The sequence below is a fragment of the Rhodococcus sp. BH5 genome (assembly GCF_027583855.1).
GTDB classification, from domain to species: Bacteria; Actinomycetota; Actinomycetes; order Mycobacteriales; family Mycobacteriaceae; genus Rhodococcus_F; species Rhodococcus_F qingshengii.
The window spans coordinates 75969-88977 of the sequence record NZ_JAJHVW010000012.1; the positions used below are offsets into that span (position 1 = coordinate 75969).

Annotated in this window: 12 protein-coding genes and 1 pseudogene; 4 read left to right on the forward strand and 9 right to left on the reverse strand. The window is 62.4% G+C overall.

Features of this window, described 5'->3' with window-relative positions; translation table 11 throughout:
* Nucleotides 1-7: 7 nt before the first annotated feature.
* Nucleotides 8-1678 (reverse strand): ABC transporter permease, encoded by a 1671-nt coding sequence (locus RhoBH5_RS25540; RefSeq protein ID WP_270008942.1) that lies wholly within the window; start codon nucleotides 1676-1678, stop codon nucleotides 8-10.
* Nucleotides 1675-2610 carry an ABC transporter ATP-binding protein gene (locus tag RhoBH5_RS25545; RefSeq protein WP_003942009.1) on the reverse strand — a complete coding sequence of 312 codons (936 nt, stop codon included), beginning with the start codon at nucleotides 2608-2610 and terminating at the stop codon, nucleotides 1675-1677. Before RhoBH5_RS25545 ends, RhoBH5_RS25540 begins: the two co-directional genes overlap by 4 nt.
* Before the next feature lie 68 nt (nucleotides 2611-2678).
* On the opposite strand from RhoBH5_RS25545, the gene RhoBH5_RS25550 reads away from it, so the two are divergent.
* The gene (locus RhoBH5_RS25550; RefSeq protein WP_047268922.1) at nucleotides 2679-3173 is read left to right on the forward strand and encodes a GbsR/MarR family transcriptional regulator; all 495 of its coding nucleotides are present in this window, start codon (nucleotides 2679-2681) and stop codon (nucleotides 3171-3173) included.
* 83 nt (nucleotides 3174-3256) lie between these two features.
* On the forward strand, nucleotides 3257-3796 hold the full coding sequence (locus RhoBH5_RS25555) for a hypothetical protein (RefSeq protein WP_007728324.1): 540 nt from the start codon (nucleotides 3257-3259) through the stop codon (nucleotides 3794-3796).
* On the opposite strand, the pseudogene RhoBH5_RS25560 reads toward RhoBH5_RS25555, so the two are convergent.
* The 3 genes and pseudogenes from RhoBH5_RS25560 to RhoBH5_RS25570 form a co-directional block, all read right to left on the reverse strand.
* Nucleotides 3793-4476, reverse strand: a pseudogene (locus RhoBH5_RS25560) (MadR family response regulator transcription factor). The gene RhoBH5_RS25555 and the pseudogene RhoBH5_RS25560 overlap by 4 nt on opposite strands.
* Nucleotides 4473-5846, reverse strand: a complete 1374-nt coding sequence (locus RhoBH5_RS25565) for a MadS family sensor histidine kinase (protein WP_003941844.1) — start codon at nucleotides 5844-5846, stop codon at nucleotides 4473-4475. Before RhoBH5_RS25565 ends, RhoBH5_RS25560 begins: the two are co-directional and overlap by 4 nt.
* 43 nt (nucleotides 5847-5889) lie before the next feature.
* Nucleotides 5890-7095, reverse strand: coding sequence for an iron-containing alcohol dehydrogenase (locus RhoBH5_RS25570; RefSeq protein ID WP_212633889.1), 1206 nt, complete (start codon nucleotides 7093-7095; stop codon nucleotides 5890-5892).
* A gap of 435 nt (nucleotides 7096-7530) precedes the next feature.
* Here RhoBH5_RS25570 and RhoBH5_RS25575 point away from each other — a divergent pair, with 435 nt between their 5' ends.
* Nucleotides 7531-7893, forward strand: coding sequence for an RNHCP domain-containing protein (locus RhoBH5_RS25575; RefSeq protein WP_003941922.1), 363 nt, complete (start codon nucleotides 7531-7533; stop codon nucleotides 7891-7893).
* Nucleotides 7894-7904: 11 nt separating this feature from the next.
* Nucleotides 7905-8324, forward strand: a complete 420-nt coding sequence (locus RhoBH5_RS25580; protein ID WP_037129880.1) for an RNHCP domain-containing protein — start codon at nucleotides 7905-7907, stop codon at nucleotides 8322-8324.
* Here the strand turns inward: RhoBH5_RS25580 and RhoBH5_RS25585 are convergent.
* The 4 genes from RhoBH5_RS25585 to mdo all read right to left on the reverse strand — a co-directional run bounded on the left by RhoBH5_RS25585 (nucleotide 8313) and on the right by mdo (nucleotide 12680).
* Nucleotides 8313-8660, reverse strand: coding sequence for a hypothetical protein (locus RhoBH5_RS25585; RefSeq protein ID WP_047268921.1), 348 nt, complete (start codon nucleotides 8658-8660; stop codon nucleotides 8313-8315). The two genes, RhoBH5_RS25580 and RhoBH5_RS25585, sit on opposite strands and share 12 nt — an antisense overlap.
* Before the next feature lie 56 nt (nucleotides 8661-8716).
* A complete protein-coding gene (gene madC / locus RhoBH5_RS25590; RefSeq protein WP_042921003.1) occupies nucleotides 8717-10240 on the reverse strand; it encodes a MadC family VWA domain-containing protein in 1524 nt (507 codons plus the stop codon).
* Nucleotides 10237-11319, reverse strand: coding sequence for a MadB family AAA-type ATPase (locus RhoBH5_RS25595; protein WP_042453145.1), 1083 nt, complete (start codon nucleotides 11317-11319; stop codon nucleotides 10237-10239). The genes madC and RhoBH5_RS25595 overlap by 4 nt, the downstream gene beginning before the upstream one ends.
* An 86-nt stretch (nucleotides 11320-11405) precedes the next feature.
* Nucleotides 11406-12680, reverse strand: a complete 1275-nt coding sequence (gene mdo / locus RhoBH5_RS25600) for an NDMA-dependent methanol dehydrogenase (RefSeq protein ID WP_003942095.1) — start codon at nucleotides 12678-12680, stop codon at nucleotides 11406-11408.
* Between the last annotated feature and the right edge of the window lie 329 nt (nucleotides 12681-13009).

Consider the following 13009-nt stretch of genomic DNA (forward strand, 5'->3'; position numbering starts at 1 on the left):
AGCTCTCCTACACCTGGAGGTCGCGACGACGGAACGCAACAAGCGATGCTGTCGAAAGCACCACTGCCACAACGATCATTGCCAGCAGTGGCAGAACTGTCACCGGCTCGGCAGGGGCACCCGGCACGTGAGTGTAGGGCGACAGATCCAGCACTACCTGCGGAAGCTTCAGCAACGTGCCGAGTTGCCCGAGCACGATGCATGCCGCCAAGATTCCCCAGGAGAGCGCCGACGCGTACGTCGGAAACAGTCCGAAAGCCAACGACACCAACCCCACGACTACGAGCACCGCAGGCAGATAGGCCAACGCGGCGCCAGTCATACGAAGTGTGTTGCCGCCGATGTCGTCCGTGACGAGCCCGAAGGCAAAACCGGTGAAGGCACCCATCAAGACGTGCGCGAGGATCACGCCGCCCACAACCACACCCAGGTGGGAAAGCATCCACCTCCACCGCGACAAAGACGTTGCCAGCAACGGTTCGAGCCGTCCCGAAGTTTCCTCGCCCCGCATCCGGAGAAGACTCTGGACCGAATACGCCGCGATGACTATCGACGTGAGCCCCAGAGCAGTGGCCAAGTAGGAATCCACCAGATCCGATCCGCCGCCGCCAAGTTTCTCGAACATCTCCGCGGTCTGCTGCGACGATCCCACCATCGCGTCGATCTCGTTGCCCACAGCGCCGTACGCGAACCCGAGTATGACAACGGCAAAGATCCACCAGAACATCGTCATTCGCTGCATGCGCCACGCCAGGCCCCAAGCCGACGGTAGCCACGATGCCGCGACTGGCGGGCCGGGTCGGGGCTGAACGAGTCCCGCTCCCTGATCGCGATGGCCGATGAGAACAAAAGCCACCACCACGTGCACAGCCGCGAATCCGATCAGCAACAACAGGATCCACCAGGCGTCGTCGTCGAAAGGTCTGATCTGTTGTGCCCATCCGATCGGCGAGAGCCACGACAACCAGCCACTGACCACGCGAGTTCCGTCGTCGACGACCGTACTGTTCACGTCGCCGATCGCGCGCAGCATGAAGGCAACGCCGATCGCGGCACCCGCCAGGCCGTTGGCCGTACGAGCACCGTCGGTGATCTGCGCCGTCACGGCTGCCACTCCGGCAAACGCGATTCCGGTCCCACCTATCGAGGCGCCCAACGCGAACGAACCGACGACAGGCAAACCGACGGCGATCGATCCCAGTGCAATTCCCAGTGCAAGAACGACGTTCGCACCGACCGTTACGATCAATGCGGAGGTCAGGAGCGCTCGTCGACCTACCACCGCTGCACCGATCATCTCGGCTCGGCCGGTCTCCTCGTTCTGTCGCGTATGGCGAACCACCGCGAGGGTGCTCATCAATGCGGCCACCAACGCGAACACGAGCACCGACTGACTGGCGACTATCGCGCCCTGCGAATCACCGGACACGATCCCGTTGGTCGCCAGCGCGACCGGCGATACCGCGGAACTGACTGCGATGTTTCGTAATTCCTCGGGTGTCGAGTACAGCCCGGTCACACTGGCGACAACCAGCAGCATGAACAAGACGATGGAGATAACCCACACGGAGAGCTGAATTCGGTCCCGCCGCAAAGCCAGCCGAACCAGTCGGCGTGTGCCGGTTAATTGACTTGCCGAGGCCGGTACCGGTGGAGCGGCCTCGACAACAACGGTCACGGCCGTACTCCGGTCTCGGCTCGCAGGTGTACCGAAGTCTCCCTGGCCCGTTCGTCACCGTAATGCCGCAAGAAAAGTTCTTCGAGAGTCGGCGGAGTGGAAGTGAGCGCCACGATTCCGAATCCGACCAAGTACGTCATGAGTGGTCCGAGTTGCGCGCTGTCGACTTCGCAGGTGACGTGGTTACCGTCGATCACCGCGTCGTGGACACCGCCGAGTCCGTCGAGTCCACCGATCGGACGCTGCGTCTCCGCCGCGACGGACGTGCGCGTGAGATGCCTGAGTTCGGACAGTGTTCCCTCTTCCACCGTCCGCCCGTCGCGGATGATGCTCACACGATCGCACAGCGCTTCGACCTCGGCGAGGATATGGCTCGACAGCAGTACCGTCTTTCCGGCGTGAGCCACCTCCTCGACGCAGTCCTGGAATACCGCCTCCATCAACGGGTCGAGCCCCGATGTGGGTTCGTCGAGGACGTAAAGGTCGACGTCAGACGAGAACGCGGCCACGAGTGCAACCTTCTGCCGGTTACCTTTCGAGTACGTGCGCGCCTTCTTGGTCGGGTCCAATTCGAAGCGATCGAGCAACTCGCTGCGGCGTTTTCGGTCCAGGCCACCGCGCAGGCCCGCCAACAGATCGATAGCCTCACCGCCGGTGAGGTTGGGCCACAGATTCACGTCGCCAGGCACATAGGCGAGACGTCGATGCAAAGTGACAGCGTCTCGCCACGGATCGCCGCCGAGAACGGTTGCGTCTCCGGAGTCCGAGCGGAGCAGGCCGAGGAGCACCCGAATAGTGGTGGACTTTCCGGAACCGTTCGGCCCCAGGAATCCGTGCACTTCACCCGTCGAGACGTCGAGGTCGAGGCCGTCCAGCGCGCGGGTGGTACCGAAGGTCTTGACGAGGCTTTTCACTGAAATTGCCGCACCCATGAATTTGACCGTACGCCGATTTCACAAATGTGTGAAGATAGAAAAGACGGAAAGATCGAAGGGTTCCGATGACCGACACCAGCCACACCGTTGCACCGGACGAGAGCCGACACTATGTCGAGCGACTCTCACTCGTACTGAGCAACATGGGTTTTCCGCCGATGCCCGCCCGCGTCTGGGCCGCGTTGATGACCAGCGAGGCACCCTCGTCCACGCCAGGAGATCTCGGATCTCGGTTGGGAGTGAGCCCCGCCGCCATTTCCGGAGCCGTCAGATACCTCCAGCAAGTCGGATTGATCGAGCGTGTGGCCGTCCCCGGATCGCGGCGTCAGCACTACTGCGTCAGCGTCGACATGTGGGCCGACGCGTTTGTCACGAAACAGTCCTCGCTCTACCAGGTCTCGGCAGTTGCGGACGAGGGCATACGAGTCCTCGGTGAAGGAACAACAGCCGGCGATCGAATGGCAGATCTGCGCGACTTCTTCGACTTCATGGCCGCGGAAATGCCGCGAATGCTCGCGGACTGGCGCTCCCGGCGAAAAGACCGGACACCTGGCAGGTAACTTCAGGTTTACCCGCAATTTCGGCGGGGTACCTCAATTCTCGTTCCAGCATGGTCAGGTGCGGTGTAATCGAGGAGTTGCTGATGAAGCTGTCGATCAGGGGCGCGAACACTTCACCGACTCCACCCTTCGCGCGTACCGCTTCACCCGAAACCTGTGAACGATCGATTTCCCTGAATCGCACCGCCGCCGAGGCATTCGCCGGTGATCACCATGCATTGTCGAAACTACTGGCCCGGTTGCACCCTCGCGTCGTTCTCTACTATCGCGCCAGACTCCTCGGGACGCCCGTCGCGACGTTCGCCGACGATCTCGCCCACCAATGCACCCTGGACGTCGTCACACGAATGTCCGACACGATCTCGGCCGACACACGCATCGAGACCTTCGCGTACGAGTTGGCCTCTCGACGAATTGCGTCAATTCCCCAGTCACGCAACATCGACGGACAATTCAAACGCCCGCGCCGCCTGACCGACGACCAACGTGAGGTTCTGGTACTACGAATCGCAGTGGGTCTGACTGCCGAGATGACCGCGTCGACTCTGCGCACAACTCGTTCGAGCGTGCTCCTCCTACAGCATCAAGCGCTGCGCGCCTGGACGGTCTCCGAGCAGAGCTAGATCAGACCTTGCTTACTCGCGGCGTAGACGGCCTCTGCTCGACGGCTCACCTCGAGTTTGCGCATGATGTTGCTGACGTGAAACTTGACGGTGGTCGGTGAGATGAACAATCTCTCACCGATTTTGATGTTGGACAAGCCGTTTGCGAGGAGTCTGAGCACTTCGAGTTCGCGATCGGTCAATCGTTCTTTCGACGACGACTGCCCGTTGAGCGATCGCACGACAGCTGACGCGCTGCGCGAATCGAACGCACTCTCACCCCGCGAGACCGCCCTGATCGCACGCACCAATTCGGTGGTGTCGACGTCTTTGACGACATAGCCGCGAGCACCCGCGTGCACCGCTCGCACCACCAGTTAATCGTCGAGAAACGTGGTGAGAACCAACAGTCCGAGGCCGGGATGCGCCGAGGACAGCTGGCCACACAGGGTCAGTCCCTCGTAGTCGGAACTGGCGGAGAGTTTGAGATCCATCAGGACGATGTCCGGGCCGACCTTGTCGACCACGGCGAGTGCCTCGGCGAGGGACGAAGCCTCCCCCACGATCTCGAGATCGCTTTCGCGCTCGAGAACCGAGCGGAGCCCTTGCCGCAGAATTGCATGGTCGTCGACCAGGACGATTCGAACCAATCCCTGAACCGGCGATGCTCCGCGGGTGATGACGGGACGCGCAGTGGTCATGATTCCTCGCTCTCGATTTCAGTTGTGGAGCAAAGGTTTTCCATGCCCGAGTCGAACGGCAGTGGTAGTCGCACGAGAATCTGAATCCCACCGATCCGCGCGCGCCGTACTTCGAGCGCACCACCCAACTCGAGTGTTCGCGCCTGCATGTTCGCGAGACCGCGATGGCGGCCGTCGACGTCGTTGGTGGCTGCGAGTTTGAGGATCAGACGCATTCGCGCAGGGTCGCCGTCACCGTCGTCGGAGACCGACAGCAACACGGAGTCCGCCCGATAGGTCAGACGTAGCACCGCCCGATTCGCGTGAGCATGGACCGCTGCATTGAAGAGAGCTTCCCCCGCGATCCGGAGAAGAGCGTGTTCGGCATCGCCCGGAAGTTCGGTCGGGGTACCGCCGACGCGAACGCTCACCGCCAACTCGTCCGGCATGTGAACCACGCCGAGTTGCTCGAGCATCTCGGGCAACGACGTCCGGTCCGCGTCCGACGAATGATTGAGCGCGTAGATCGCCGAACGAAGCTGCTCGACCGCCCTCCTGGTCAAATCCTTTGCCAAGTCCAGTCTTTCACTGCGTTCAGCCTCCGGGATGTCACTCCGGCAGACCTCGATCTGCATGCCGGCCGACAACACCGCCTGTGTCACACTGTCGTGCAGTTCGCGGGCGATCCGGTGACGTTCGTCGTCGACCACTTGGTGCCGGTGCGCCACTCCGAGTTGACGCTGGGTGGACTCCAATTCGCTGTTGCGCACCGCAAGGTCGGCTGCAGTACGATTGGCCTCCGCATACGCATCTTCGGCACGCTCGAGCAGCAGTTGTCCGCGCTGATAGAGCGCCGAATTCTGCAGAGCCACAGCAGTCTGGCTGGCCAGAATGCTGAGCACGGCTCCGTCCGTCGTGTCGAGGGTTCGGTTGGCCGGCGTCCAGGCTGCAAAGGCACCTACCACGCCGCCACCGAGCACGATCGGCACAAACGCGTAGTGCGCGTCGATCACCGAGTTGGATTCGATTCTTCCGTACCGGATGTCGTCGAGGCATTCGACGACATCCTCCGGAAGTGGCGGCCCCTCCACATTGTCGACCAGAAAAGGGGTGGCGTCCGGGCCGAGAACCAGTCGCCGTGGTCCGGCGTCGGGCAAAGTTCCGTCAGCCAAGGCGAAGACTATCCAGTTGGCACTCAGATGCGCACGGGCAGCTTCCGCGACCGCGCAGACGAGGGTTTCCGGCCCCTCGACGGTGCGCACCAAAGCCCGCGAGATCAACTCCAAGGCATGCACGACGCGTTCGAGGCGCTCGGCCGCACCGCGATACTGCGGGTAGAACGAACTCTTACCCGATCGTAATCCGGTGAGCCGGGACAGGTCCGCGGTCATCGCCTGCACCAATTCACAGCGGCCCTCTTCACAGCGTCCATCTTCACAAGGCACCTCGGAACAACGCCACCATCTGTTCCTGCGTCGCTTCCCTGGGATTGGTGGACATGCAGGCGTCGAGCAACGCGAAGCTGGCGAGCCTACTCAGGTCTTCCTCGCGAACACCCAACTCCCCCAGCCCCTTCGGCACACCGACCTCCCGGGCGAGACGTTCGACACGGTCGGCCACCGCCAGCGCTGCTTCCTCCGGGGTGCCGCGCTGCTCGGGAAGACTCAGTGCCGCAGCGATGGCGACAAAGGGGGCGGCGTCCGTGGTGGAATTGAACCGGATGACGTGGGGCAAGAGAATTCCGTTGATGACGCCGTGCGGAAGGTCGAGCATGCCGCCCACCTGATGGCTCATGGCGTGCGCGGCTCCGAGTATCGCGTTGGTGAACGCCAACCCGGCCTCGAGGCTCGCCTGCGCCATCACCGATCGAGCTTCCATCTCCATCGGGTCCTGGATCGTGTGCACCAGATTCTCGGTCACGAGGCCGACAGCGCGGAGCGCGTGATGATCGGTCAACGGATTGTGCGCCAGTGAGACGAAGGCTTCGATTCCGTGCGTCAGTGCGTCCAATCCTGTTGCCGCATTGAGCCACTCGGGCATCGTCGTGAGCAACCGCGGATCGATGACCGTCACATCGGGAACCAGCGCCCGGCCGATGATGGTGATCTTGGTGCCGCGGGTCGTGTCCGTGACGATGCAGAACTGCGACACGTCCGCGCCCGTGCCGGACGTGGTGGGAACCATCACCAACGGCGGGATCGGTTTGGTCGCCTGATCTACCCCCTCGTAGTCGAGTATGTTGCCACCGTTGGCAGCGAGGACGGCTACACCTTTAGCCGCGTCGATGACCGAACCGCCGCCGAGCGCGATGATGACGTCACACTCGCCTTCCTGGTACACCTCGAAACCGGCCGCGATCTCGAAGTCCTTGGGATTGGGCGTCAGCCCTGACCACACCGTCGCCGTCAATCCCTGCTCCGTGAGATGGTCTTCGAGTTCGCCGACCCATCCCGCGTCGATCAGACCGGGATCGGTGACCAGGAATGGTCGGAACCCGCCGAACCTCAGAGTCGCGTGTGCTGCCTCGACCAGGGAACCGATACCGAAGACGATCTCGGGGGCGTGAAATTTGACCAGTCGAGCAGCAGTGCCGCGGCGATGAACACCGTGGTTCACAGCATCCGGGTATGCCACGGACACGACCCCACTCTCCTCTCGCTGCTCTGAGATCTCCGGTCGGGATTTCGCATCCGTCGCTCTCAGCGCATCAACTCCCACGTGCACAAACTGGTGTGATCCACCTTACAATCGCTGGCCCCGAGCCTACGCGGACAGCAGTCGGGGCACACCCACCGAAGGAGAGGCGCTTACCTACCCGTTCGGGCAGGTAAGGCGTCTCGGGAAAATGAATGGCGCGGCGAGAAGGTCCCGCTGTACTTTCGGTTGCGGCCAGAGTGGCCCGTAGAACCGATTCAGAAGGTGTTTATGACCCAGCCCGCGCCGAGCGCGCCTCTCGCCCCTGCACTGCCGGCAACCTCGAGGGTCACATGCTGATCCTCGAAACGTCGGACTGACAGCCGCGAGGCCCCCTCGGCCTGCTCCTACTGCTTTGTTCACTCAGCTAGGAGTTCTCCAGTGCCTCAATCACACAATTCCATCTCGAAAACCGACACCTTCTCTTGCATTCAGTGCGGACTCACAGTCATGACGTACGGCCCCGATGGTGATCGCCGAAACCACTGCCCCAGTTGCCTGCATTCCCGACACCTGTTCGACCAGGTGGAAGGTGGACCGTCGGACTGCGGAATGCGGATGGCTCCCATTTCGATCGCTGTACTGCGCAGTGGCGATTGGATGATCATCCACCGCTGCGCACAGTGCCTCGAGCTCACCTCCAACCCCGTCAGCCGAGACGACAACCAGTTGTTGTTGATGAGAATGGCAGTGCGGCCGCTCGCGCAACCGCCCTTCCCGCTCGAAGCCTTCGGCGACTTGTGAAGGGGAATCAGATGCCACGTAGGAATCCCAGCACCCGCCCGCGGCGGGCACCGCAACGGGCCAAGCACGTACTGCACGGAATCGGCGGAGAACAAGGATCGAGCTTCCGTTGTCTCACATGCCGTTTGGACATCTCCACTGCGGCGCCGGGTACCGCTCATCGGAACCACTGCCCGAACTGTCTGGCCAGCCGCCACGTGGACGGTCGCGTTCCGGGCGACCGAGCACAACAGTGCCGAGGTGCCATGGCGGCGCTGTGCCTGTCGGTCCGTCAAGACGGTGAATGGATGCTCGTTCACCAGTGCGTCGAGTGCAATACGTTGAAAGTCAACAGGATTGCCGGCGACGACAACGTCTTGGTCCTGCTGCGCTTGGCGCTACGTCCGTTGGCAGACCCTCGCCTGCGCTCGCGCGCGTTGCTAGCGCTCTGATGATTCGTCCGGTGCAATCGTGCGGTTCTGCGCACGATTACACCGGACGAACACCACGAACACGATCCCGGCGAGCAAGCCCACCGCCGTCGGTCCGAGGACCAGTCCCGAGTACAGCCACGGGGCAGGTTCTGCCGGAAAGAGGTCCATGAATCCGGGTCCGGTGTATGTCGGTTCGGAAAACGGCTCCCGATAGGATCCTCCGGTGAGAATGTGCGGTGACGCCAACGACTTCCACCACCACTGAAACACGCCGAGCGCCACAACCCCACACACGGCGCCGAGCACTGTCAGCGCCGCGATCGGTCGCCAGATCGATCCCCTGATTTCGGACATGAGATCAAACTAGTTCACGACAGATCGCGCAGTGACATCGGTGAAGTGCACTGACATCAGCGAAGTGCGTGCCCCAGCTCGGCGGCCTTTGCCATCAGTTGCGCGGCATCTCGGGCAACAACAACCTCGTCGCAGATCTCCGAATACTCCGGCATCGCGCACGATGCCTGGTTCCAGTAACGCTGTGGTTCAGGCGTAATCCAGGCCAGACGGTGGACCTTTCGGCGGAGTTCCTCGAGCTTGTCCGCCTGCGGGGGCAACCCGTTGCACCGACCGTCGCCCACGATGATGACAGACGTCCGTGAGTTCAAGGTGTTTCCGTGCTCGTCCAACAATTCTGTGAGCACCCGCCCGTAATCGCTGCTGGCTTCCAGATCCAGACCCGGGTGCGCGAGTACCGCGGCCAGTGCGCCGTCACCACTACTGGCGAGAAGGGTGTCGGTCACGTCGACCGGACGATCGACGAAGGCGAGGACTTCACAACGATCTGCTCGGCGATGCATTGCCTGAGCCAAGCGCAGAGTGAACGCGGTGATGGGGCGCACGGACAGCGACACGTCGGCGATGAGAAGTAGTCGAACACGATCGGGGCGAGGAGCTTTCACGACCAGATGGAAGGGTATCCCGTCGGTGCGCAGGCTCGAACGCACCGTGCGCCGCATGTCGAGATGCCCACGAGAGCGCTCACGGGGCCGAGGTCTGGACGGTCCTCTCATCCGCCGAAGCACTTCGTGGCACGCGAGTTCGATGTCGTTGTGCGTTGCGCCCGCGGCAGATTCACTGTCGGGCGCATCGGGAGCGGTTTCGGCGAGTGCAGCGGCCGAGAGTGCTTGCACGAACGCTTCGACCGCCTCGACGAGCCGGTTCAGTTGCGCCTGCGTCAGCGGCCCGTCGTCGGAGACATCTGCATACGCTTTGCTCGGGTCGTAGGCATCCAACCAGGCGAGGATCGACGTCGGATCGTCCCAGGACAGCGAGCCGACCACTGCTGCAGCAACACTGGTGCTCAGGTCACCGACCACCGCCGATGCTGCACGGTCCACGTCGACCGTGTAACTGACTCCGCGTCGACCGGTCTCCGAACCGGTATCGACCGACAGTTCGGCATCGCTCGATGTCATCGACACATCGTCGTCGTCCTTGTGCGGGTTGAAGCCCTTCTCCGCTTCCGGAGTGTCGAAGTAGTCGCCGACCTCGGCCGCACGCTCGTTGTACTCGGCGTACCGACCAACTTCTTGATCCTCGTCGATCCCCAGCGCGGTGGGCAGACCGTCCGCCACCTCGGCGCGCGAACCCATCCGCTCGCCGTGCGCTTTGCCTGCGGCCGGCCGGAACAGCGCGTCGAATGCCCGATCGAAACCGGCCTGCTCGTGAGAGTACTTGGCGCACACTGCCCGAAGACATGCTCGCAACGTCTCACGATCCGAAGCGCCGACCATCGCGAGAACACGCCGAACCTCGATGACCTCGGCCGGTGACGCGGAAACTCCGGCCGCCCTCAGCAATCGGCCGAAACTCGCGGACACCACGTCGAGAACAAAGGACGGTTGCCACACGGCAAGGCCACCGAGCGTCGTCATCGCGTCGAACGGATTCCGCTGCCGCCGCGGATTCCCTGTTGATGAGGGTCACGTCCACCCGTGCCCCGGAACACGGCCGTCGTCGTGTTGGCGGGTTTGCTTGCCACCGTGGCCCGCTCGATCGGCTCGCCACCGTCACGCGACGATGATTCGAAACGCTTTCCGTCGAATCGTTCCTTGGCCAGCGTCACATCGGACGAGTACTTGAGCAACGCCGTGAGCAGGATGTCGCGCACCTTGGCGTCGGAAGCGGTGTCGAATCCGCCGGCCGCGAGCACTGTTGCCGCTCTGGCCGCGTCGATGACCTCCGAGATGGACGGACTCTTGCGCAGCGGGAGGTCACGCAGGATGCGAGCCAATTCGACGACCTCGGTGGCCGTAGCCGAATCCACCTCCGGCGCTCGGGCCGTGACGATCTCGCGTTCACGCTCCGACGTCGGATAGCCGAGATGGTAATGCAGACAACGACGCTTGAGTGCGGGTGAGAGCTCGCGGGTGTCGTTGGACGTCAGGATGACCCAGGGCTGCGAGCGGGCAACGAACGTACCGACCTCGGGAATGGTGATCTGCTGTTCGGCGAGAATTTCGAGGAGCAGTGCTTCCATCGATTCCTCGGTGCGGTCTACCTCGTCGACCAGAAGCACTACCGGATCGGGTGAGAGGATTGCTTCGAGCAGCGGTCGTACGGACAGGAAGTTCTCGGAGTACAAACCGAAATCCTGATCGGCCAGAAACTTGGACGCTTCGGCGACGCTGTCGAATTCGGAAACCTGATCGCTGATCCGGTCGCGGAGCATCTGCACGTGCAGGAGTTGCTTCGCGTAGTCCCATTCGTACAGGGCGCGATTGTCGTCCAGCCCTTCGTAGCACTGCAATCGCACCAGTTTGCGGCCCCCGATCGCAGCCAGAGACTTAGCCAGTTCCGTCTTGCCGACACCGGCCGGCCCTTCGAGCAGGAGCGGGCGCCCCAGCGCCGTCGCCAGATGAACGACTACCGCGAACTCGTCATCGGCAATGTAGTCCTGCTCTCGCAGAGCATCTTTCACTTCGATTCCGCTGGAGAAACTGCGACCGGACATGGAACACCTTTCATGGGGGGGCAAGCCCCTGTGCGCCTTTTTGGTAGTGCGGGCTACCAAAAAGGCGCACGGGGCCGAAGGCCCTGCTAGAAGTACGACTTGTTGATCGCGTGATCGACAACCGGGATCATCGACTCCACGGTGACCTCACGGGGATTGCCCGGGGTGCACCAGTCGTCCTGAATGTGCTCGGAGATGGCGCGCACAGTCTTCTCGTCACCCTTGATGACATCACCACGGCCCTCGTACTTCTTGGTGTTCATCTGGTTCTTCGCGTACGAGTCGGTGCGAACTTGACCGAAGTTGTCGGGGATACCGACGTCCTTGGCCAGACGGATGGCAGCCTCGACGGCAGCATCTGCGGCCTGAACCGTGGTGAGGTTGCGAGTGTCGACACCGAGTGCGCCGGCCAACTGGGCGTAGCGCTCGTAGCGCGAAGGCAGGTTGTACTCCCACACACGCGGCAACGCGATGGCGTTGTTCAGACCGTGGTGGCTGTCGAAGAAGGCACTGACCGCGTGCGAGATCGAGTGAACGATGCCGAGGCCACCGGAGTTGAAGGCCTGCCCGGCAATGTACTGCGCGTTCATCATTCCCTCGCGGGCCTTGAGGTTGCGCGGCTCGAAGACGGCCTCGCGCAGGTTCTTCGCGACCAACTCGACCGAGTAGATCGCGTTACCGAGCGAAGGCGCGAAATCGAGACGAGACACGAAAGGCTCACTGCCGTGCGCGAGTACGTCGAAGCCGCAGTACGCGGTGAAATGCTGAGGGCAGGTGTAGTAGAGCAGCGGATCGTCAATCGCCAGGGTGACGATGGTCGCCTCGTCGAAGCCCACCCACTTGTGCGGGTTGTTCATGTCCGACGTGTCGGTGATGACGTACGCCCACGACGTCTCGGAACCCGTTCCGGCCGTGGTGGATACGGCGATATGGGGCGGGTTCTCCTTGTTGGTGGACTTGGCGAAGCCCTCGAACTCGTTGATGTTGCGACCGTCGTGTGCGATCACGACGCGAGCGCCCTTGGCGGCGTCGTGGCTCGAACCACCGCCGATCGAGATGATCGAGTCGCACTTCTCCTTCTGGTAGAGAGCCGCGGCCTCCATGACGTTGTAGTCCTTGGGATTCGACTCGACCTTGTCGTAGAGCACGACCTCGACACCCTGGTACTCGATCTTGCCGACGAGTTCCTCGATGATGCCCGAACCGCGCAGACCGGTCGTCATCAGAAGGGTGCGCTTGAAGCCGAGGTTCTTGGCCTCCACCCCGATGATGTCGTGAGCGCCCACACCCATCAGGGCGCGAGGGAAGGGGTGGAACTCCTTGATGGGAAAGTCCCAGATCTGGTTGAGCTCGATAGCCATCGGTATCTCCTCAGGGATGTGCACGAATGTGACTGTGGGAGGGATTCGAGCCGAATCTTTGTGACCGGCGTCTCACCTGGTTCCCACTGTGTACCGACAAACAGCCCGTGCACAGACTTCGGCAGCTCAACCGCCCGGACGCCGCTCACGAACCGCCCGTTCGGGCAGGTCGACGCCACCCCGGACTGCCAGGACGGCTGGATCAGACCGCCGTGGTTCCCGCTGATCGGGAACGTGTTGCTCGGCGACTACGATCCCCAGTAGCTTTTCATCACTGCTAACATTGAACTAGAACACGTTCTAGATGTTGCACTTCACTGACCTGCGCT

Bases quoted from the DNA above. Each gene is read 5' to 3' on its own strand.
- madC (WP_042921003.1), bottom strand. From the start codon at position 10,240: ATGACGACGCTCGGTGGCCTTGCCGTGTGGCAACCGTCCTTTGTTCTC.
- RhoBH5_RS25565 (WP_003941844.1), bottom strand. From the start codon at position 5,846: ATGACCGCGGACCTGTCCCGGCTCACCGGATTACGATCGGGTAAGAGT.
- mdo (WP_003942095.1), bottom strand. From the start codon at position 12,680: ATGGCTATCGAGCTCAACCAGATCTGGGACTTTCCCATCAAGGAGTTC.
- RhoBH5_RS25580 (WP_037129880.1), top strand. From the start codon at position 7,905: ATGCCACGTAGGAATCCCAGCACCCGCCCGCGGCGGGCACCGCAACGG.
- RhoBH5_RS25585 (WP_047268921.1), bottom strand. From the start codon at position 8,660: ATGTCCGAAATCAGGGGATCGATCTGGCGACCGATCGCGGCGCTGACA.
- RhoBH5_RS25555 (WP_007728324.1), top strand. From the start codon at position 3,257: ATGAAGCTGTCGATCAGGGGCGCGAACACTTCACCGACTCCACCCTTC.
- RhoBH5_RS25545 (WP_003942009.1), bottom strand. From the start codon at position 2,610: ATGGGTGCGGCAATTTCAGTGAAAAGCCTCGTCAAGACCTTCGGTACC.
- RhoBH5_RS25595 (WP_042453145.1), bottom strand. From the start codon at position 11,319: ATGTCCGGTCGCAGTTTCTCCAGCGGAATCGAAGTGAAAGATGCTCTG.
- RhoBH5_RS25550 (WP_047268922.1), top strand. From the start codon at position 2,679: ATGACCGACACCAGCCACACCGTTGCACCGGACGAGAGCCGACACTAT.